The 21082-nt window shown below is 37.0% G+C and carries 19 protein-coding genes; 15 read left to right on the top strand and 4 right to left on the bottom strand.

Annotated features, from left to right (window positions below):
• Positions 1–24 precede the first annotated feature (24 nt).
• Genes ACT9TX_RS10640 through ACT9TX_RS10630 form a run of 3 tightly spaced genes read right to left on the bottom strand, consistent with a single transcriptional unit; the run spans position 25 to position 1994 of the window.
• On the bottom strand, positions 25–582 hold the full coding sequence (locus tag ACT9TX_RS10640) for a DUF2911 domain-containing protein (RefSeq protein ID WP_481338269.1): 558 nt from the start codon (positions 580–582) through the stop codon (positions 25–27).
• A gap of 32 nt (positions 583–614) precedes the next feature.
• Entirely contained in the window at positions 615–1211 is a 597-nt protein-coding gene (locus tag ACT9TX_RS10635) for an acyl carrier protein phosphodiesterase (RefSeq protein ID WP_481338268.1), read from the bottom strand.
• Positions 1212–1247: 36 nt separating this feature from the next.
• Positions 1248–1994: a PPK2 family polyphosphate kinase gene (locus ACT9TX_RS10630; protein ID WP_481338267.1), complete on the bottom strand. Its 747-nt coding sequence runs from the start codon at positions 1992–1994 to the stop codon at positions 1248–1250.
• A gap of 71 nt (positions 1995–2065) precedes the next feature.
• Here ACT9TX_RS10630 and ACT9TX_RS10625 point away from each other — a divergent pair, with 71 nt between their 5' ends.
• The 14 genes from ACT9TX_RS10625 (at position 2066) to ACT9TX_RS10560 (ending at position 17257) form a co-directional block, all read left to right on the top strand.
• On the top strand, positions 2066–2929 hold the full coding sequence (locus tag ACT9TX_RS10625; protein WP_481338266.1) for a DMT family transporter: 864 nt from the start codon (positions 2066–2068) through the stop codon (positions 2927–2929).
• A 39-nt stretch (positions 2930–2968) separates the two neighbouring features.
• The gene (gene rpoN / locus ACT9TX_RS10620) at positions 2969–4459 is read left to right on the top strand and encodes an RNA polymerase factor sigma-54 (protein ID WP_481338265.1); all 1491 of its coding nucleotides are present in this window, start codon (positions 2969–2971) and stop codon (positions 4457–4459) included.
• Between the two features lie 75 nt (positions 4460–4534).
• Positions 4535–5191, top strand: coding sequence for a hypothetical protein (locus ACT9TX_RS10615; protein ID WP_481338264.1), 657 nt, complete (start codon positions 4535–4537; stop codon positions 5189–5191).
• Positions 5192–5336: 145 nt separating this feature from the next.
• A complete protein-coding gene (locus tag ACT9TX_RS10610) occupies positions 5337–7655 on the top strand; it encodes an efflux RND transporter permease subunit (RefSeq protein WP_481338263.1) in 2319 nt (772 codons plus the stop codon).
• 71 nt (positions 7656–7726) lie between these two features.
• Complete coding sequence (gene mscL / locus ACT9TX_RS10605; protein WP_481338262.1) at positions 7727–8107, top strand: large-conductance mechanosensitive channel protein MscL; 381 nt, start codon at positions 7727–7729, stop codon at positions 8105–8107.
• Between the two features lie 275 nt (positions 8108–8382).
• Positions 8383–9204 (top strand): segregation and condensation protein A, encoded by an 822-nt coding sequence (locus tag ACT9TX_RS10600; protein WP_481338261.1) that lies wholly within the window; start codon positions 8383–8385, stop codon positions 9202–9204.
• Between the two features lie 159 nt (positions 9205–9363).
• A complete protein-coding gene (locus ACT9TX_RS10595) occupies positions 9364–9858 on the top strand; it encodes an AAA family ATPase (RefSeq protein ID WP_481338260.1) in 495 nt (164 codons plus the stop codon).
• 42 nt (positions 9859–9900) lie between these two features.
• The gene (locus ACT9TX_RS10590) at positions 9901–10362 is read left to right on the top strand and encodes an AAA family ATPase (protein ID WP_481338259.1); all 462 of its coding nucleotides are present in this window, start codon (positions 9901–9903) and stop codon (positions 10360–10362) included.
• A 70-nt stretch (positions 10363–10432) separates the two neighbouring features.
• Positions 10433–11392 (top strand): DUF58 domain-containing protein, encoded by a 960-nt coding sequence (locus ACT9TX_RS10585; RefSeq protein WP_481338258.1) that lies wholly within the window; start codon positions 10433–10435, stop codon positions 11390–11392.
• On the top strand, positions 11389–12348 hold the full coding sequence (locus ACT9TX_RS10580) for a BatD family protein (RefSeq protein ID WP_481338257.1): 960 nt from the start codon (positions 11389–11391) through the stop codon (positions 12346–12348). The genes ACT9TX_RS10585 and ACT9TX_RS10580 overlap by 4 nt, the downstream gene beginning before the upstream one ends.
• Positions 12338–13345, top strand: a complete 1008-nt coding sequence (locus ACT9TX_RS10575; protein WP_481338256.1) for a vWA domain-containing protein — start codon at positions 12338–12340, stop codon at positions 13343–13345. The genes ACT9TX_RS10580 and ACT9TX_RS10575 overlap by 11 nt, the downstream gene beginning before the upstream one ends.
• A 135-nt stretch (positions 13346–13480) precedes the next feature.
• Positions 13481–15811, top strand: a complete 2331-nt coding sequence (gene porZ, locus ACT9TX_RS10570; protein WP_481338255.1) for a type IX secretion system anionic LPS delivery protein PorZ — start codon at positions 13481–13483, stop codon at positions 15809–15811.
• 315 nt (positions 15812–16126) lie between these two features.
• Entirely contained in the window at positions 16127–16477 is a 351-nt protein-coding gene (locus ACT9TX_RS10565; RefSeq protein WP_481338254.1) for a hypothetical protein, read from the top strand.
• A 105-nt stretch (positions 16478–16582) separates the two neighbouring features.
• Positions 16583–17257, top strand: a complete 675-nt coding sequence (locus ACT9TX_RS10560; protein WP_481338253.1) for a hypothetical protein — start codon at positions 16583–16585, stop codon at positions 17255–17257.
• A gap of 203 nt (positions 17258–17460) precedes the next feature.
• On the opposite strand, the gene ACT9TX_RS10555 is transcribed toward ACT9TX_RS10560, so the two are convergent.
• Positions 17461–18924 carry a glycine--tRNA ligase gene (locus tag ACT9TX_RS10555; RefSeq protein WP_481338252.1) on the bottom strand — a complete coding sequence of 488 codons (1464 nt, stop codon included), beginning with the start codon at positions 18922–18924 and terminating at the stop codon, positions 17461–17463.
• A 202-nt stretch (positions 18925–19126) separates the two neighbouring features.
• Between ACT9TX_RS10555 and asnB the strand changes: the two genes are divergently transcribed.
• A complete protein-coding gene (asnB, locus tag ACT9TX_RS10550; protein ID WP_481338251.1) occupies positions 19127–21004 on the top strand; it encodes an asparagine synthase (glutamine-hydrolyzing) in 1878 nt (625 codons plus the stop codon).
• The last annotated feature ends 78 nt before the right edge of the window (positions 21005–21082 follow it).

Genomic DNA, 21082 nt, shown 5'->3' with positions numbered 1-21082 from the left:
GGCTCTTGGTTATATTAACTTTTTCTACAAAACAATGGGTAACGTAGCTTTAACATCATCCCACATAATTGTCAAATTGGCGCCAGCTTTTGTATCTTCAAAGTACATAGTCATGGCTTCTACCGCATCGCTTGTTTTATTTAATGCAATAATAGTTCTTAATATGTCTTTCTTTTCATCATATACAAAATTGCCCCAACTGTAATTGTCTTTATTTATGATGATAGTCCATTTACCTTCAGCTGGTAAGCAATACATGGTATATCTACCTTTTGCAATTTTTTTACCATAAATTTTCACAGGTACAAAAAACTCAATTTCAGTGGCTTCATTTGCACCAAACCTCCATATCTCGTTGTATTTAATAATGCCTCCAAATATTGGTCTATTATTCTTCAATGGTCTACTATACAGAACTCTTGCTACAGGCATATCTTTAGCCTTACCACTCATTTTTAAAAATGGATAATTAGCCGGCCAATAACTCATGTCAAGTGGGCTTTTGTCTAGTTCTGTAGGCTTTTGTTGCGCTTGGCACAATGTGGCAATACCAATACAAATGGCTAAAAATAGTCGTTTCATTTTATCTAGTTTGTATGCAAATATATAGGCGCTTATAAAAAACCTTCGGTACTTAAAAAGGTTATTGCCATTTTTTTAACGTCTTTAAAAAAATTAGCATAGCACCATTCAAGAGAAACATAGTGCGCTTGAAAAAGTTGAAAGTAAGCATCCGAATTATCTAAATACTTAGCCCTACGAGCTACATTTTTAAAACTACTTTCTATACCCTGCATAAACTGGTAATTGTACAACCAATTATGCTGCTGCATAGATGGCAACATATTTACAAATTGTTCTGGCAGTATTGGTGCAAGATTTTTGAGCGATAAATAAGTATTGGTAGCAAAAGTTTGCAAGCCTGCATCATCTATAAATTCTGAATGGTCTTTTGCTAAAAAATGATCGTACACTACATCTACAAATGCACCAGAATAAGGCCCTACGGCTGGCTGAAAAAAGGTTTTAGCTTGTTTGGTAAATGGATGACTATCTGTAAATGTATCTATGGCTCTGTGTAACCGTATGCCTACTTGAATACCTGTAGGATAATCGTACTGCTTTTTACCCTTCACAAAATCGCTTATCATATTTCCAGCCAATATTTCTGGAATATTGAAAGACAAATATGCGTGGGCTAAGTAGTTCATCTTTTAAATATACGCTTATGGTAGCTTATTGTGGGTCTATTTTTTTATGCCAGGATATTGCATTTTTAAACTCTTCAATAGCTTGTGTAAAGTGCTAGCAATAATGTACTCTTTATACCAGTTTTGGTCTGATGGTGTAATAATCCAAGGAATATCGCCACAATGGTTAAAGCAATCTTGGTACACTTTCATGTAATTATCCCAAAGTTTGGCTTCTTTAAAGTCGTTCTCATTGTATTTCCACATTTTACGTGGGTCTTGTAAGCGTTCTTCAAGCCTTAGTTGCTGTTCTTCTGGTGAAATGTGTAGGTAAAATTTAAGAATATGCGTATTGCTATGTTGGGTTAATAACGACTCAAAATCGTTGATGGCTTTCATGCGCAACTTGGCAGTTTTGTCATCAATCATGTTGTGTACACGGGTAATTAAAATGTCTTCATAATGGCTGCGGTTAAATATTTGTATCATGCCTTTTGCTGGTACGTGTTTATGAATGCGCCACAAAAAATCATGGCTTAATTCTTCAGCCGTAGGTGCTTTAAATGATGCCACACTTACACCTTGTGGATTCATCTTGCCAAATACATTGCGTGTGGCACCATCTTTACCACTTGCATCCATGCCTTGTACTACTATTAAAACAGAATGTTTACTTTCTGCATACAATAGGTTTTGTAACTCATCTAATTCTTCTAAAAGCTTGGCTGTTTTAGCCCTGGTTTGTTCTTTAGAAAAGCCTTTAGGCGCTTTGGTATCAATTTTAGCAAGCGAAATTTTAGACATTGTAATAATGTTTGGTAAAAAACTATTTGGTAGTATAAATCTATAACCTTTGTAGCAAAATAGATTGTTACTTGAGAGATAAAGTTATTAATTGGTTGTTATTTATCGTGTTGTCGCTTATTTGGGGCAGTTCGTTTTTACTAATGAAAATTGGTATGCAGGCTTTAAGTGCCTACCAAGTAGCAGCCTTACGTATTTTAAGTGCAGGTGTGGTGTTGGTGCCATTTGCAGCCAAAGCATTTACGCAAATACCCAAAGAAAAATTAGGTGTGGTAGTTTTATCTGGTTTGTTAGGCAGCTTTTTTCCGGCATTTTTATTTTGCATTGCAGAAACACAATTAAGCAGCGCATTAACTGGTATGCTTAACTCGCTCACACCCTTATGTGCAGTGCTTATAGGTGTATTTTTCTTTCAGTTAAAACCTAAGCCACAAAAAATTATAGGCATTATGGTTGGTTTGGTAGGTTTATACTTTCTAGTAGCGCCTAATGGTAGGCTCGATTTGGGGAATATTTTTTACGTATCGCTAGTATTGCTAGCAACCGTTTTTTATGCGGTAAACGTTAATATCGTAAGTAAATACATGCAAGGCATTGCTTCTATTAATATCGCTGCTATGGCATTTGTATTTTTAATAATTCCTTGTGTTATTATATTGGCTGTTACAGATTATTTTGCACAACCATTTACTAGTACAAAAGTCATTGGTTCTACAGCCGCAGCTTGTGTACTAGGTATGGTGGGTACAGCCTTTGCATCTGTCTTGTTTTACAGATTGGTAAAAAGAGCCGGTGCTTTATTTGCAGCAATGGTTACGTATGGCATACCATTTATTGCAGTAGCTTGGGGTTATTACTATGGCGAAAGCATCAGTATTTTTCAAGTAGGCTGTTTAGGAGTAATTTTGTGTGGTGTGTATATATCTAATAAATAAGGTTTAGAAATTTAAATGTCAAATTAGGCAACAGAAATCATGGCATTAGGACAATCGTTACAGCAGAAATTATTACAAAAATTATCGCCTCAGCAAATTCAGTTGATGAAATTGTTGCAAGTGCCTACTGCTAATTTAGAAGAGCGCATAAAAGAAGAACTAGAAGAAAATCCGGCACTAGAACTTGGTGAGGGTGAAGAAGGTGCTGACGCTAATGAAGAAATGGTAGATGAATTTGAAACATCGCCTGATGAAGAATTTGAGAAAGACGGTAGCGAAGAAGATTATGATGATGTAGACATCAGTGAATATGTAGTAGATGATGATGGCGAAATTGCTGATTACAAAATGAAGGATGATAATTATCCAGAAATGGATGATAAACAAACCATACCTATTAAGCTAGAACAAAGCTTTTTTGACCTTGTACTTAATCAGCTTGGTATGCTTGACCTTGATGAGCGTAGGTTTAAAATAGCTGAGCAAATAGTAGGTAGCTTGGATGATGATGGTTACTTACGTAGAGAATTGAGTTCTATTGCAGATGATTTAGCCTTTAGGCAAAATATTATTGCAGAAGATAAAGAGATTGAAGAAATTATTAAGCAAATACAACAGTTTGACCCAGCAGGTGTGGGCGCTAGAGACTTGCAAGAATGCTTATTGCTGCAATTAAAACGTAAAAGCTCAGAAGGTATAGGTGTACAATTAGCCATACAAGTAATGAGTAAATACTACGATGAATTTATCAAAAAACACTATGATAAAATTCAACGTGGGCTTAACTTATCTGACGAAGATTTAAAAGAAGTCATTCATCAAATCATCAAGCTTAACCCAAAACCAGGTGGTAATGTTGGCGAAATAAATAAAGCCGAAAGCTACATCGTACCTGACTTTTACATCATCAACAACAATGGTATTTTAGAACTAACCCTTAACTCACGTAATGCGCCTGATCTTAAAATAAGTGAAGGCTATAAAGACATGATGAAAGAGTACGACAAGGGTACTAAAAAAGATAAGCGACAGAAAGAAGCCGTACTATTTATCAAGCAAAAGATAGACAGTGCTAAGTGGTTTATAGAAATGATACAGCAGCGCCAGCAAACGTTGATATCTACTATGGGTGCAATTATGCGTCACCAAGAAGAGTTCTTTTTAACAGGTGATGTTACCAATATGCGACCAATGATTTTAAAAGATATTGCTGAAAAAACAGGCTTAGATATAAGCACTGTAAGCCGTGTGGCTAATAGCAAATTTGTACAAACTGAGTTTGGTACCTATCGCCTTAAATATTTCTTTAGCGAAAGCTTAAGTACCGATAGTGGTGAAGAAGTAAGTACACGTGAAGTAAAAGAAATATTGAGCAATTTAATAGATGCAGAAGACAAACAAAAGCCTTTAAGCGATGAGTTTTTAACCGATATGCTCAACGAAAAAGGCTATAATATTGCACGTAGAACTGTTGCCAAGTATCGTGAACAACTCAATATTCCTGTAGCAAGATTGCGTAAAGAATTGTAGTGAAAATTCGTCACTGCGAGGCAAGAAGCAGTTTGCCCTAAAAACAACAAAACACAGAAATTAGAACATACAACAATGGAACAAGCAGAACTTCCTTTACCATACCAACCAAGCAATTGGCTAAAAATACCAGCCAAAATTATCTCGTATGTAATGCATCCAGTGTTTGTGCCTACTTACTTTTTTTTGTTCTTGGTATATCAGTTTAGGCTAGAGTTTTCAGGCATTACAGATTGGCAATTAAAACTTAGAACCTTTAGCGTATTTTGGATGACTGCCTTTTTTCCAACCTTTGCAGTGTTCTTATTATGGAAAGTAAAATTTAGTCAAAGCATTTTTTTACGCACCCAAAAAGAACGCATTGTACCCTATTTCATTTCTATGTTTTTCTATTGGTGGATGTACTATTTAAGCCGCAATTTCACCGATCAGCCAGCTGCTTTAAAGTTCTTTTATTTCGGTATTTTCATCGCTACAGCAGTAGGTGTGGTATTCAATAATTTTATCAAAATCAGTTTACATGGCATAGGTATGGGTGGCTTGCTAGCAGCAGTCATTCTTACCTCATTTTTTTATCAAACGCCTCTAGGCATTGCTATTAGCGTTGCAGCACTATTAACAGGCTTGGTATGTACCAGTCGTTTTTTAGTAAGCGACCACACTACTACAGAAGTGTATAGCGGCTTGCTAGTAGGCATCGGTTGTCAGCTATTTGGCTATTGGTTTGTATAGTTTTTTTATGGAGTCAGCTGTAGTACAAAGCTAGGCTGTAGTTGCGTCGCACACTGCACCGTTTATTACAAAGCCAATCTTTTACCACGTAGGTTGCCTAAAAAATACTTTATTATATTTCACTTTTCACCATTCACTTTTCACTATGTGGTACAGTTTAGGCAAGTTTATTTTAAAGTACAGATTACCGTTATTACTAGCATTATTAGCTATTAACATAGTTGCTGTTACATTAGCATTAAAAGTAAAAATTGGCTACGATTTTTCAAGAGCCATCCCTACCGATAATCCTAAGTACTTAGATATGCAAGCATTTAAAGCCAAGTTTGGTGACGATGCAGGCACATTAGTAGTAGGTATTCAAAGCAAAGAATTCTTTACACCCAAAGTTTTTAATGCAGTAAGTAAGCTACACCAAAGCTTAAAAAAAGTACCCGATGTTACAGATGTACTAAGCGTACCAGAAGCTCTGAATTTAATTAACGATACAGCTACTAAAAGCTTTAAATCAAAGCGATTATTTCAAATCAATTATACCTCTCAGGCACAGCTTGATAGCGATAGAGTAGCTTTTGAAAGCTTACCATTTTACCGTGGTTTATTGTACAATGCAGATACCAAAGCATACTTAGTAGCAGTGGGTGTAAATAAAGATACCTTAAACAGTAAAAGCCGTACAAGACTTATTGCTACTGTATTAGAGCCTGTAAAGCAATTTGAAAAAGAGTCAGGTATTACGGTGCAAATTAGTGGCCTGCCATATTTACGCACTGTAATAGGTGATAGAATTAAGCATGAGATGAACTACTTTTTAGTTGCTTCTTTCTTACTATCAGCCTTAACGCTCTACTTATTTTTTCGTAGCATTAGCACTACTATTATGAGCTTATTAGTAGTTGGTATGGGTGTCATTTGGAGTCTTGCAACTATGCAGTTATTCCATTACAATATCACTTTGCTTACGGCAATTATTCCACCATTAATTGTAGTAATTGGTGTGCCTAACTGTATTTACTTTTTAAACAAATACCACACAGCTTATAAAGATACTGGCAACAAAGAAGAAGCTCTACGAACCATGGTTGGTCGCATGGGTATTGTAACGCTATTTTGCAATATTGCTGCTGCTATTGGCTTTGCAGTATTTGCTTTAACACGTAGTGCTTTGCTAAAAGAATTTGGTATGGTAAGCGGTATCAACATCATGTTGCTATTCTTTATCTCACTCATTTTTATACCTGCGGTGTTAAGCTATTTGCCTGCACCTAAACCTAAAGAAATCAAGTATTTAGATAATCGCTTTTTAGAATCAGTATTAACCAAAATTGAAAACCTAGCCTTTAAAAAAGCTAAGCTAGTGTACGCTGTAACCATTGCTATTACAGTATTTGCAATAGTTGGTTTGTTTAAGCTACGCAGCGAAGGTTTTATTGTAGACGATTTACCTAAGAAAGATAAAATTTATACTGACCTTAAATGGTTCGAAAGCAATTTTGAAGGTGTTATGCCATTAGAAATAATGGTAGATACTAAAAAGAAAAAAGGCTTGTTTAGAAGTACGAAGCCTTTAGAAAAAATAGATGAGCTATCAGCTTACATTAATGCCAAGCCAGAAACAGGCAGGCCATTATCTTTTGTAGAAGGTTTGAAGTTTGCGAAGCAAGCTTATTTTGATGGCGATACGAATAGCTACGCAGTACCTAGCATGGGCGATCTTGCATTTATTGGTACATACTTAACACCAAAACCTGGTGGCACCACACAAAGCGGTGGCGCTATTAAGTTGCTCAACAAGTTTTTAGATAGCAATAAGCAAGTTGCTCGCATTACTGTAAACATGAAAGATATTGGCAGCCAAAAACTACCATTGCTATTAGCAGATTTCGAAAAGAAGAGCAATGAAATATTTGATACCGCTGCTTATAAAGTAACCTTTACAGGTAGTAGCGTTACCTTTTTAGAAGGCTCTAGCTTTATTATTAAAGGCTTACGAGATAGTATTTTCTGGGCGTTTTTATTAATCACGCTTTGCATGTTATACTTGTTTAGGTCATTTAGGATTTTGGTATGTTCACTTATTCCAAACATTATTCCGTTGCTAATTACTGCTGGCATTATGGGTTGGGTAGGCGTACCATTAAAACCTTCAACAGTATTGGTATTTAGCATTGCACTTGGTATAGCCATAGATGTAACCATTCGGTTTCTAATTAACTATAAGCAAGAACTACCAGATAATAACAACCAAGTAACGCCTACTTTAATACTTACTATTCACCATACAGGTATCAGTATTATTTACACCTCACTGGTGTTAATTGCAGGCTTTATCATCTTCTGTTTTAGCAGCTTTGGTGGTACTATTGCACTGGGCTGGCTCACATCATTAACCTTAGTGGTGGGCACATTAACCAACTTAATTTTACTACCTGTGCTTATTCGTGGTATGATACGTGGGAAATAAATTTTTTCTTTCAATACTACATTTCATAAATTGCCCCATAAACCTAATAAAAAAATAATAAACTAACGATTATGGGAATGATTAAAGAATTCAAAGATTTTGCCATGAAAGGCAATGTAGTAGACCTAGCAGTGGGTGTTATTATTGGCGGTGCTTTTGGTAAAATTGTCAGTTCATTTATAGACGATGTAATTACGCCGCTATTGCTAAAACCAGCATTAGATGCAGCGCACCTTACTAAGTTGGAAGAGCTAACCATTTTTGGCACAGTTAAGTATGGCAACTTTTTGTCAGCAGTTATTAACTTTATTATCATCGCTTTTGTACTATTTATGATTATAAAAGGTATAAACGCTGCTAAGAAGAAAGAAGAAGCCGCACCAGCTGCACCACCTGCGCCTTCTAGCACCGATAAACTATTAATGGAGATAAGAGATTCGTTGAAAAAATAAATTTCCTTACCTTCATTTTCTTTTTTCCCGTCTATGCCTTTTGGTGTAGGCGAGTTTTTATTTTGTAGCACATCGGTTGAAGCAATTATCGGAATTAGTCCCGCTTTTCGTTGCAAGTCCTCAGCCGCTTGTGGCGGCTTGCGGGCTTTCCACTGCAATCGGGGCTAGATTATCGGCTGTAGATTTTCAATTAAACATTTGTAAATCAATCTTATTAACTTCAAATTACAAACTCCAAATCCAACCATTTACATTTGTAACTAAACCTGTGTAGCGTGAATACCACCAACTATCAAATTAAACTTGAGCATTTTGAAGGTCCTTTTGACTTGTTGCTATTTTTTATAGAGCGTGATGAGCTTGATATTTACAATATTCCTATCACTAAAATCATTCAAGATTTCCTTGATTTTATACACCAACAAGAAAAACTAAACATCGAGTTAAGTAGCGAGTTTATCTTGTTTGTATCTACCTTAATGCGCATCAAAGCCAAGCTGTTATTGCCTCGTAAAGAAATAGATGCATCGGGCAACGAAATTGATCCAAGGCAAGAACTGATAGATAAGATACTTGAATACAAACGCTTTAAAGAAGCATCGGTACAAATGGCCGATATGGAAGCGATTCGTATGATGATGGTGAAACGTGGCAACTTGCAGAAAGAATTGGCATCAATAGGCGAAGAAAGTGGTGAAGGTACCGAGATACAAACCATTACCATGTTTAAGCTGATGAAGGCTTTTGAGAAGGTAATGCAACGTGTGCACGACCGCCAAAATAAGCCTGTACACACGGTGGTTCGCTACAACTATACCATGGAAGGAAGCCGCGAACACATGCTTACATACGTACAAACCGAAAAGAATGTGCCATTTGAAAAAGTGTTTGAGCTATGTCAAGATAGAATTCATGCCTTATTCTTATTCTTATCGCTTTTAGAACTATCGCAACAGCGCTACATGACCTTACTTGTAGGCGAAGGACGTAACAATTTTATTGTAGAATGGAACGATAATAGAGACGAAGAAATAGCCATTCATCCTGAAATAAATGAGATGACTTTTGATGAAGAGCCGCCAATTGTAGAAGAATAATTTACACCTGCACCAACTGTTTTCTTAAAACTTGTTAATTATTTAAAGCCAATGCGTTTTATTCACGTTATTGGCTTTATCCCGATAGCTATCGGGACGTGTAATCGACTAAATTAGTATACTTCTTGTCATTCAAATAATTCATGTAATAAAGATTTTATGCAAACACCAGAAGATATTCAGCAACTAGGCTTGCAAATAGCGCAACAACATACAGTGGTAGAAAGGCTACAAACCGAATTGAAAAAGGTAATTGTAGGTCAGCAATACATGGTAGAGCGCTTGTTAATTGGTTTACTAAGCAATGGTCACGTATTGCTAGAAGGCGTACCAGGATTGGCGAAAACATTAACTATTAAGTCATTAGCACAAGCCATACAAGCACCATTTAGCCGCATACAATTTACCCCAGATTTATTGCCAGCAGATGTAATTGGTACGATGATTTATAACCAACAACGTGGTGAGTTTGTAGTGCGTAAAGGCCCTATTTTTAGCAACTTTATTTTAGCCGATGAAATAAACCGTGCACCAGCCAAAGTGCAAAGCGCATTGCTAGAAGCCATGCAAGAAAAGCAGGTAACCATTGGTGATCAATCGTATAAATTACAAGAGCCATTTTTAGTATTAGCTACACAAAATCCATTAGAATAAGAAGGTACTTATCCTTTACCAGAAGCACAGGTAGACCGTTTTATGCTGAAAGTTGTGGTAGGCTATCCTGATAAAAAAGAAGAGCAACTGATTATTAGGCAACAGGTGCAAAGTCTTGAATTGCCTAGCATTCAGCCAGTAGCTAGCATTAATGAGATACTACATGCAAGGCATTTAGTGAAGCAGATTTACATGGATGAAAAAATAGAGCAGTATATTATAGACATTGTATTTGCAACACGTTTTCCTGAACAATATGGCTTAGGCAGATTGAAAGCGATGATAAGTTATGGTGGCTCGCCAAGGGCTAGTATTAATTTGGCTTTAGCTGCAAAAGCGCAAGCATTTTTAAACAAACGTGCCTACATTATTCCAGATGATGTGAAAGCGATAGCGAAAGATGTATTGCGCCACAGAATAGGCCTTACCTATGAAGCTGAAGCCGAAAACGTAACTAGCGAAATGATTGTAGACGATATTTTAAGAACCATATTGGTGCCGTAGCCCCCTAGCCCCCAAAGGGGGAATTTTGCCCCAACCCTAAAGGGGTTTTTTAAACAATACGAAAAGTATAATGCAATTTTTTAAAAAAGAGAAATTAAATGACACCGAATCTGTTTCTAACTCCCCTTTAGGGGCTGGGGGCATCCTGACTTTAGGGGCAGGGGGCGCTGCTGGCGACTTATTGCGTAAAGTTCGTGACCTTGAAATAAAAAGTAAAAAGCTTACCAACCATTTATTTACTGGTGAATACCACACAGCTTTTAAAGGTAGAGGTATGGCTTTTAAAGAGGTAAAAGAATATGCAGCTGGTGATGATATACGATTTATAGATTGGAACGTTAGTGCTAGAATGGGCAGCACTTATAGCAAAGTGTTTGAAGAAGAAAGAGAATTAAGTGTGTATTTATTGGTAGATGCAAGTGCTAGTAATTTGTTTGGTACACAACAGCAAAACAAGCAAGAACTAATTGCAGAAATATGTGCAGTATTGGCCTTTAGTGCACTGAATAATAATGATAAAACAGGTCTATTATTTTGTACAGATAAAGTAGAAAAATACATTCCTTCATCTAAAGGTAGAGAGCATGCATTGTATATGGTAAGAGAGTTGGTATCTTTTAGGCCTGTGTCTCGTAAAACAGATTTGGTAAAGGCTTTGCAATATCTCAACAACATAGCCAAGCATAAAAGCATTGTATTTATACTAAGTGATTTTGCAGATGCAGGTTACCACGAAGCGTTGCGTGTAGCGGCAAGAAAGCATGATGTCATTGGTGTGCAAGTATTTGACAAAGCAGATAAGCATTTACCCAAAATAGGCTTGGTACAAGTTACAGACCCTGAAACAGGTGCAACGCTTTGGTTAGATACCAATGATACTTCTGTACAAGTTGCTTACAACAGGCAATACCATAAAATTATGGATGATGCAGCAACTATATTTCGTAAGGCTGGTGCAGATTTAATACAAATAGAAACAGGGCAAGACTATGTAAAAGCCCTTCAACATTTTTTTATAAAACGAGCATGAAGAAAGTAAGTTTCAAGTTTCAAGTTACAGGGTGCAAGTTGTCTTTGGGATGCTTGTGCTTTGTTGCTTTGTGCTTGTTGTCTTTACAAAGCTTTGCTCAAAGAGTTACCACAATTACTAACAAATCTACCATACGCATAGGTGAACAATTTGAACTGAAATTAACTGTAGAACCTGCTGCCAATAGCACCATATTGCTAGACACTTGGTTTAACTTACCAGATAGTTTTAATCATTTTGAAGTGCTACAACGCTTACCAATAGATACGATAGAAGTAGGCGGTGCAAAATCATTTACCCAAAAAATATTGATTACTAGCTACGATACTGGCACCTTTAAGCTGCCTGAATTTCCTGTAAAATTGGTGGGCAATAAAACCTTCAATTCATTGCCTTTACCAATAAAAGTGTTGCCAGTTAACATAAGCAACATGCAAGACTATAACGACATCAAAGAAATTATAGAAGTAGAGCCTGAAACAGATTGGTGGTTGTGGGGCAAAATAGGTATAGGCGCACTAGCATTGCTGTTGTTGATAGCTTTTGTTATCAAGCGTTTCTTTAGCAAAAGGGTTAATAAACCTATCAAAAAAATAGCCGTATCGGTAAATGATGTATTGCTGCAAATAGATGCTTTGCAGCCATTAATAGCAAGCCAGCAATACAAACTTTTCTTTACTAGTTTAATTACTATTACACGCAATTTCTCTGATAAGCAATTAGGTATTACAAGCCTTACAAAAACCACTGATGAATACATGGTATTACTAAAAGGTAAAGTAGGTAACGAACCCACACAAGTACAGTATTATCAATTGTTGCGCTTATCTGATGCGGTAAAGTTTGCAAAATATCAACCCACTATAACTGAATGTGAGCAAGCCATACAAGCAGCTAAAACATTTGTAACCACTATTCATTCATTTAACTATCAACCCAAAGCAAATGCTGTATAATTGGTACCAACATATCAGCTTTGCCTACCCATGGTTATTACCCCTGTTACTGGTAGTGCCATACATGGTGTTTTGGTATGTACGAAGTCACCGAAAGCAAACGGCCTCGCTCACCATTACTACTACTTTCTTCTTGCAGCATACGCACAACTGGAAAACAAGGCTTAGGCATTTACCTTTTGTATTGCGTTGCCTAGCATTGGCTTTACTAATAGTTGCATTAGTAAGGCCACAGCAACATTTTACCGAAAACAAAACCAATGGCGAAGGGATAGATATTGTACTATGCTTTGACATAAGCGGTAGTATGACGGAGCAAGATTTTAAACCCAACAGGCTAGAAGCTGCCAAAGATGTGGCCTCAGATTTTGTACAAAATAGACCAGGCGATAGAATAGGTGTGGTTATTTTTAGCAGCCAGAGTTTTACACTTTGCCCCATAACGCCAGACCATAAAACAGTGCTTACCCAAATTAACAGTATTGTAAATGGCTACCTCACTGATTATGGTACTGCCATTGGTTCTGGGCTTGCTACAAGTGTAGATAGGTTGCGTAATAGTACTGCTAAAAGCAAAGTGGTTATTCTATTAACAGATGGTGCTGATAATGGAGGCTTAATACCGCCTGATATAGCCAAAAAACTCGCCATTACTTACGGTATAAAAGTGTATTGCATAGGTATAGGTAGCGAGGTGGAAATGGATGTACAAGTGAATTCAGCGCTTGGTACTGTAATGGAAAAACGCAAGATGACGTTTGACGAAAACTTACTAAAACAAATTAGTGCAGAAACTGGTGGTCAATACTTTCAAGCGGCTAATAAGGCAGCGCTGAAAAACATTTATGCAAGCATCAATCAGCTAGAAAAAAGTAAAGTAGAACTAACCACTTACGACCGATATACTGATGAATACCTACTATTACTACTAGCAGGCTTAGTATTGGTAGTGCTAGAATTGGTATTAAGGCTTACAGTGTTTAGGAAGTTTCCCTAGTCTTCGTCTATACACATTCTGCCATTCCTCTAAACTTAGTATTATTGTAGTATCATGCAGCAGTATCTACTATATAGGCAAAGCTCAATAACGTACAATGCACACAAGCAGGTACTTCGTAAACTCAGTATACACTTGCAACGAAAGCCTCATAGTATTACAACTGCTCGTTATCAAATACTAGTTCTACTTATTTCACTTTTCACTTTTCACTTTTCACTGCAAGCGCAAAACGCTCAAGTACCTATTGGCTACTGGCGTGAACACCTCAATTATAACACCGTACAAGCAGTGATTAAAGGCGATAAAATTTACTGCGCTACTGCCAATAATGTGTTTAGTGTAGATGCGAATAATAATGAACAGCGCTATAGTAAAGTAACAGGCTTGAACGAGATGGGTGTGAGTGCTATTAGCTGGGACGAAACGACGCAGCAACTGGTAATTGCTTACACTAACAGCAGTGTAGATGCGCTTAAAGCGGATGCTGTAAAGAACATTGGCGACATTAAACGCAGCACTGGTGTTGGTAATAAAACGATTAACAGTATTTATTGTAATGGTGGCTTCGCCTACCTATGTAGTGGCTTGGGTGTAATAGTATTGAACCTGACGAAATACGAGGTAAAAGATACTTGGTATATAGGTAATGGTGGTGCGCAAGTGGTGGTAAATGGCATTGTTACCGATGGTAGTTTTTGGTATGCAGCTACCAACGAAGGCTTGAAGAAAGCTAGTGTAAATGCGGCTAACTTGGCTAACTATACAAATTGGCAAAACCTTAGCGGCAGCAATGGTTTAAGCAATGGTGCTATACAAAATGTGGTGCTTGTAAGTGGCAAACTGGTAGTGCTTAAAAATGATACTTTGCTAGTGCAAAATGGTAGCAACTTTAGTATGTTATATAATGATGCCAATTGGCAGATAACGAACTTGAATAGTAGTAATGGTAAGCTATTGCTGTGTCAGCAAAACAAGCTGACTGGTGTAGGCAGAGTGTTGCAATTAAATGCAAATGGTGTGATAGAAAATAGCCTTACTAACAGTACTTATATCGCATCACCAAAGCAAGCAATTGTAGATAATGACAGCTTGTGGATTGCTGATAGCAAAGAAGGTTTATCTAAATTCAACACCACATTTAGCAGTTATATACCTGATGGTCCTTTAGGTTCAGCCGATGGTGACATGCTAGTAGCAAACAATACCTTGTACGCAGCAGCAGGTAGTGTAAATGCAAGCTGGCAAGCGCAGCAAAACCGTAATGGCTTATACACTTTTAATGGTGATGCATGGGATAATATTGGCTATTACAGCAAGCCTGTTTTTGATTCAGTGTTAGACTTTGTTACAGTTGCTATTGACCCAACCAATCAGTCTATTTGGGCTGGCAGTTATGGCAGTGGTTTGGTAAATTTTGATGGTGCAAGTACTAAAATCTATAAGGCAAATAACTCATCGTTACAGCCTGTAATAGGCACTAGTAAAGATGTTCGTGTAAGTGGCTTAGCGTTCGATAGCAAGAATAATCTTTGGATAAGTAATTATGGTGCTGCGCAAAATATTAGTGTACGCAAAGCTGATGGCAGCTTTAAATCATTTGCAGTTCCTTTTATACATACTGATAATGCGGTGGGGCAAATCACTATTGACGATGCTAATCAATTATGGATTGTAAGCCCACTAGGTAATGGCTTACTGGTAAATAATTATGGTAGCAACATTGATGCTATTAATGATGACCAATGGAAGTTTTTTAAAACTGGTGTAGGCAATGGTAACCTGCCAAGTAATACCGTGTATTGCACAGCAAAAGATAAAGATGGCTTTATATGGATTGGCACAGCCAAAGGCATTGCTGTGGTACAATGCCCTACAGAAGTATTTACAAAAAACTGCGAAGCCATATTGCCAGTGGTACAGCTAGATAGATTTGCAGGGTATTTATTTCAAGATGAGGAAGTGCGTACCATAGCTGTTGATGGTGCAAATAGAAAATGGGTAGGCACTAAAAATGGTGTGTGGTTAATATCGGCAGATGGAGCAAAAATTATCTACCGCTTTACTGCTGATAATAGCCCTTTGCTGAATAACGATATTAAACGCATAGCCGTTAACCCACAAACAGGTGACGTTTATATTGCTACTGCAACGGGCATTTGCAGCTTTAGAAGTACTGCTACAGAAGGCGGTGAAACCAATAGCAATGTGCTAGTATTTCCTAACCCTGTACCGCCTAATTATAATGGTACTATTGCTATAAAAGGCTTGGTAGATAATGCTTTGGTAAAAATTGCTGAACTAGATGGTAGATTGGTGTATCAAACAAGGGCTTTGGGTGGTCAAGCTGTATGGAATGGCAAAAACTACAAGGGCGAGAAGATTGCGAGTGGTGTATACCTGGTAATAGTAAGAGACGATACTGGCTTAGAAAAAATAGTGACGAAGATTGTGATAGTAAAGTAAGATGATAGGAATGCTGATGACACAGACCCGATAGCTATCGGGTGGATGGATGTACACGGATTTTTTGTTGTTGAAGGGTTATTTTCTATTTGAAAGTAATACACATTAGCCAAACACGCTAGTTTATTAGCGTGAAATGCTACAAAACTTGATTGATTTCCTATCGAAATAGTAAGGTAAACTATAAAATTAGGATGAATACCTAATAAAATAGGTAGCTAACCTAATAAATTAGATTGATGCCCTAGTAAATTAGATCGAACACCTAGTAGAATAGCTTGGTTTTATATAATTTAGCAAATAAAACAGGAAGTTATGGGCACTTTAACCAAAATGAGCCATGTAAATAGTGAGCAGAAGATGCCTCACGCAGGTAAGTTGTTACAAAAAGTATTGCAAGACAAAGGCATTTCAAAAGCTGAGCTTGCAAGGCGGTTAGATATTCATGCCATTGGCGTAACGCACTACGTAAAACAACACACTTTACATGCTGCACTACTTTGGAAAATTGGATTGGTAATTAACCATAATTTCTTGGCAGATTTATCTACTGCTTTTCCCATAGAAACCCTGTCTGATAAAGAAATGCAACTGCAACAACAAGTGGTAGATTTAGAAAAGAAATTGGCCGTATATCAAGAGATTTTAAAGATTAGTGGTAAGTAAAAATCGTACTAATTGCAAGCGTAATATTATTTGTAAAATGATTAAAAGTTGTTTTACTAATGTTTTTACTTTATTTAATATTGCATCCAAAAACTACATCAATTCATGAAAAAACTGCTTTACTTAGTACTGCTTATCAGTATCACATCATTAACTAGTTGTTTAAATGGAAAAAAGCTAGATAGATACGTACAGCAACAATTTCCTGAAATGCAGTCTCTGCAAAAGAAAAAGACAAGCGAAACAATAGTCATTAATTCACCCTTAATTACAACTGACGAGAAAACATCTGTATCGGAAAATAAAACTGTAAGCTTTTTGCCTTTGATAGTGTATTGGCGTTGGGATTATAAAAATACATGTGTTTTAAATCCTTTAATTCCAATTAGTAACTTTTCAAAAACATTTACAGTTGCGCTAAACAAAGGATTAAAAGACAAGTTAGCAGGAAAACGTATTGAATTGTCTATAGAAAAAATACCCAATCAGTTCGCTATTGATGATATTGGTCACTCAATATTTTTAGGCTTTTATGCCATTAATTGGGATAATGTTTACATTAAAACAGAAAATAAAGACCTTGTATTATCTTATAAAGTGATTGAGAATGGTGTGTCTGTTAAGAATGATGTTATTCAATTAGCTTATGTTGATGATAAGAAGCAATTGGGGCTTTTTAAATCATGGAAAACTGCTACGTCAGAATACCTTTCTCAGTACGATTTAAATATTTCAGCATTAGCAAAACAAGCGGCAGATAAATTGATAAAGGAACTATAAAAACAAAAGAATAACAAACAAAAGCGCCACTCATTTTGAGTGGCGCTTTTGTTATGCTGAATAATGTATCTAAACGTACAAGTGGTACTTCGTAAACTCAGTATAAACTTGCAACGATGCTCAATCCGATAGCTATCGGATGAAAAACTGAAGCTGACTAACAAAAGAAAAGAATCCAGTTAATCATCGTTCCTATCATTCACTTACATCACTTTACCCAATACCAAGCCTTTTACTTGGCTAATAGGTATACGCTCTTGTAACATCGTATCTCTGTAGCGAATGGTTACAGTTTGGTCTATTGGTGTTTGATTATCTATCGTAACGCAAAACGGTGTACCAATAGCATCTTGACGGCGGTAACGCTTACCAATTTGGTCTTTTTCTTCGTAGAAGCATTTAAAATAAGGCTTGCATTCGTCCATAAGCTTGGTTGCAATTTCTGGCAAACCATCTTTTTTGGTTAATGGCAAAATGGCCAGTTTGTTAGGCGCAAGCTTTGCAGGTATGCGCAATACTACACGACTATCGGTAGTGCCATCTTCTTTTGGTATTAATTCTTCTTCGTAAGCGTTAGAAAGTATCAACAAAAACATTCTATCTAAACCAATAGAAGTCTCAATTACATAAGGTATATAGTTACCGTAAGGCTTGCCAGTAGCAGGGTCTATATCGTTGTCAAAATAGTTTTGCTTCTTTTTGCTATACAGTTGGTGTTGCGTTAAGTCAAAGTCGCTACGGCTATGAATACCTTCTACTTCTTTAAAACCTATTGGAAATTCAAACTCAATATCGCAAGCTTCTTTAGCGTAATGCGCTAGTTTTATATGGTCGTGATAGCGATATTTTGCAGGATCTATACCAAGGCCTAAATGCCATTGCAAGCGGGCTTCTTTCCAGTATTTATACCACTCACCTTCTGTGCCAGGACGCACAAAAAACTGCATTTCCATTTGCTCAAATTCACGCATACGGAAAATAAATTGCCTAGCCACAATCTCGTTTCTAAAAGCCTTACCAGTTTGTGCAATACCAAAAGGCACTTTCATACGTGCAGTTTTTTGCACGTTTAAAAAGTTCACAAAAATACCTTGCGCCGTTTCTGGTCTTAGGTACACAATATTGTCATCAGGATTGTCAGATGCTACCGCACCAAACTCTGTTTTAAACATCAAGTTAAACTGGCGAATCTCTGTCCAGTTAGTAGTACCACTTACACTACATTTAATCTTATGGTCGTCTATCAATTTCTTTAAGCCAGCATAGTCAGTTGCCGCTTCTAGCTGTTGCATTTCGTCTATCAAGGCATTTTTTTCAGCTTCAGGCAAGGTATCAGCGTAAGCTTCTATCAAATGATCTACACGGTAGCGTTTTTTGCTATCCTTATTGTCAATCATTGGGTCGCTAAAATTATCAACGTGGCCACTCGCTTTCCACGTAGTAGGATGCATAAAAATAGCAGCATCTATACCCACAATATTATCGTGCATTTGGGTCATGCTTTTCCACCAATAGTCACGAATATTCTTTTTCAGTTCGCTACCATTAGGGCCATAATCGTACACAGCACTAAGGCCATCGTAAATTTCGCTAGATGGAAATACAAAGCCATATTCTTTGGCATGAGAAATAATCGCTTGGAAAATATTATCAGATTGTGTGCTCATAAGGGTGCAAATATAATTGTCTCAACGCTCATTTAGAAGTCTACTAAAAAAGTGCGTATTTTTTATGTTACCAACTGTAGATTATCTATTCAGCATCGTTGCGTCGCACACTTCTACGCTTTGTTTGCTATTGAACTTTTACCGTAGCGTAGATTGTATATTTTATCTGTACCTTAACAGCCTCATCTATCTCAGTTAAATTATGTGTGGCATTGCAGGTATTATTTCTCCCTACGCACCATTCGTATCATTACAGCATGTGCAATTAATGATAGACAAATTGCAACACCGTGGCCCCAATGGCGAAGGCAAATGGCAGAGCGATGACGCAACGGTTGCTTTTGGCCATAGACGATTATCGGTAATAGATTTATCTAACAATGCAGCGCAGCCATTACACTATCTGCATTATACCATCACCTTTAATGGCGAAATTTATAATTACATAGAGCTTAAAAACGAGTTGCAACAACACGGCTATTCGTTTTCTACCAGTTCAGATACCGAAGTTATTCCTGCCGCTTACGATTTTTGGGGTAAAGATTGTTGCAATCATTTCGATGGCATGTTTGTATTTGCACTTTACAACAACAACACAAAAGAAGTCTTTATTGCTCGAGATAGATTTGGCGAAAAGCCTTTGTATTACCATGCACAATATCAGCAACGTGGCAAGTTTGAGCGTTTTGTTTTTGCCAGCGAAATGAAAGCACTTTGGGCTTTGGGTGTACCTAAAGATTTAAACGGCACCATGGCGTTAAATTATATTACACTTGGCTATTTACAAAACCCCATCAAAAAAACACAAACCTTTTATAGCCATATTTTATCATTACCACCAGGCAATTATTTAACTATTCAGCCCAACTTAGGAAAGGTACAAATGAGACGATGGTACAAACCAGAAAGCAGTAAGTCCCAAATAGCAAAAAGCGAAAAAGAAACGATTGAACAATTCTCTGAATTATTTGCAACTTCAGTTAATAGACGCTTACGCAGCGATGTTACAGTAGGGACTAGCCTTAGCGGCGGCCTTGACAGTTCTAGCATTGTAGCAGCTATTATGCAACTAAAAACTTCAAATCCAAAACTTCAAACTTTTTCTGCCATTTTTCCTGGTTTTGAAAAAGATGAAAGTGCTTATAGCAAAGCCGTTGTAGACCAATTTCGTTTACAACAACACACCACTACACCTACAGAAAACGATTGGATAGAACATTGGCAAACATTGATGTACCACCAAGAAGAGCCACTGCAAAGTAGTAGCGTGTTTACACAGTTTATGGTGTATAAATTAGCCAAAGAGAAAGGTGTAACCGTACTACTTGATGGGCAAGGCGCAGATGAAATATTGAGTGGCTATAAAAAATACACGCATTGGTTTTTGCAAGCCTTGCTAAAAAAAGATTACAGCCATTTTAAGCGTGAAAAACAGTTGCTACAACAGAACCATTTTTTAGAAAGTTGGGGTATTAAAAACTATGCAGCAGCTTATTTACCAGAAAAAACAGCCAAGAAATTACAACAAAAAGCCATTAACCAACAATTGCACCATGCGCATTTAAACCAAGATTTTTATACCAAATATTACAACGACGATACACTGCAAAAGCCTGTTGTACATAAATTAGAAGATATGTTGCGCTACAACACATTCACAATAGGCTTAGAAGAATTACTGCGCTATGCTGATAGAAACTCAATGGCTCATAGCAGAGAAGTGCGCCTACCATTTTTATCGCACCAATTGATTGAATTTATTTTTTCGCTGCCATCACAATACAAAATACAAAATGGCTTTACCAAATGGATTTTAAGGCAAAGCATGGTAAATAAATTACCAGAGAACATTGTATGGCGCACCAATAAAATAGGCTATGAGCCACCGCAACAACAATGGATGCAAGACAAAACCTTACAAGGAATGATACGAGACAGCAAAAAAATACTGGTAGAAAAAAATGTACTACAGCCATCTGTTTTAAAACAAGCTACTCAACCGCAAGCTGCACATAGCGCTCATAATTTTGATTGGCGTTACTTATGTGCAGCGGAATTATTTAGTAGCTCTAAGCCCTAAAGCAGGGCAAACGCATCTAAATTTATTTTTTGCATACTTATTAAGTAAAGGCGAACGTTTTGGATAGAAAACATTTAT

This window comes from Parasediminibacterium sp. HNIBRBA5674 (assembly GCF_056745525.1).
This window is presented reverse-complemented; position numbering and strand designations above follow the sequence as displayed.

Coding starts and splice junctions, on each gene's coding strand:
- ACT9TX_RS10610 (WP_481338263.1), top strand. CDS start 5,337: ATGTGGTACAGTTTAGGCAAGTTTATTTTAAAGTACAGATTACCGTTA.
- ACT9TX_RS10640 (WP_481338269.1), bottom strand. CDS start 582: ATGAAACGACTATTTTTAGCCATTTGTATTGGTATTGCCACATTGTGC.
- mscL (WP_481338262.1), top strand. CDS start 7,727: ATGGGAATGATTAAAGAATTCAAAGATTTTGCCATGAAAGGCAATGTA.
- ACT9TX_RS10565 (WP_481338254.1), top strand. CDS start 16,127: ATGGGCACTTTAACCAAAATGAGCCATGTAAATAGTGAGCAGAAGATG.
- ACT9TX_RS10575 (WP_481338256.1), top strand. CDS start 12,338: ATGCTGTATAATTGGTACCAACATATCAGCTTTGCCTACCCATGGTTA.
- asnB (WP_481338251.1), top strand. CDS start 19,127: ATGTGTGGCATTGCAGGTATTATTTCTCCCTACGCACCATTCGTATCA.
- ACT9TX_RS10615 (WP_481338264.1), top strand. CDS start 4,535: ATGGAACAAGCAGAACTTCCTTTACCATACCAACCAAGCAATTGGCTA.
- ACT9TX_RS10560 (WP_481338253.1), top strand. CDS start 16,583: ATGAAAAAACTGCTTTACTTAGTACTGCTTATCAGTATCACATCATTA.
- ACT9TX_RS10590 (WP_481338259.1), top strand. CDS start 9,901: ATGCTGAAAGTTGTGGTAGGCTATCCTGATAAAAAAGAAGAGCAACTG.
- ACT9TX_RS10580 (WP_481338257.1), top strand. CDS start 11,389: ATGAAGAAAGTAAGTTTCAAGTTTCAAGTTACAGGGTGCAAGTTGTCT.
- ACT9TX_RS10635 (WP_481338268.1), bottom strand. CDS start 1,211: ATGAACTACTTAGCCCACGCATATTTGTCTTTCAATATTCCAGAAATA.
- ACT9TX_RS10555 (WP_481338252.1), bottom strand. CDS start 18,924: ATGAGCACACAATCTGATAATATTTTCCAAGCGATTATTTCTCATGCC.
- ACT9TX_RS10630 (WP_481338267.1), bottom strand. CDS start 1,994: ATGTCTAAAATTTCGCTTGCTAAAATTGATACCAAAGCGCCTAAAGGC.
- ACT9TX_RS10585 (WP_481338258.1), top strand. CDS start 10,433: ATGCAATTTTTTAAAAAAGAGAAATTAAATGACACCGAATCTGTTTCT.
- rpoN (WP_481338265.1), top strand. CDS start 2,969: ATGGCATTAGGACAATCGTTACAGCAGAAATTATTACAAAAATTATCG.
- ACT9TX_RS10595 (WP_481338260.1), top strand. CDS start 9,364: ATGCAAACACCAGAAGATATTCAGCAACTAGGCTTGCAAATAGCGCAA.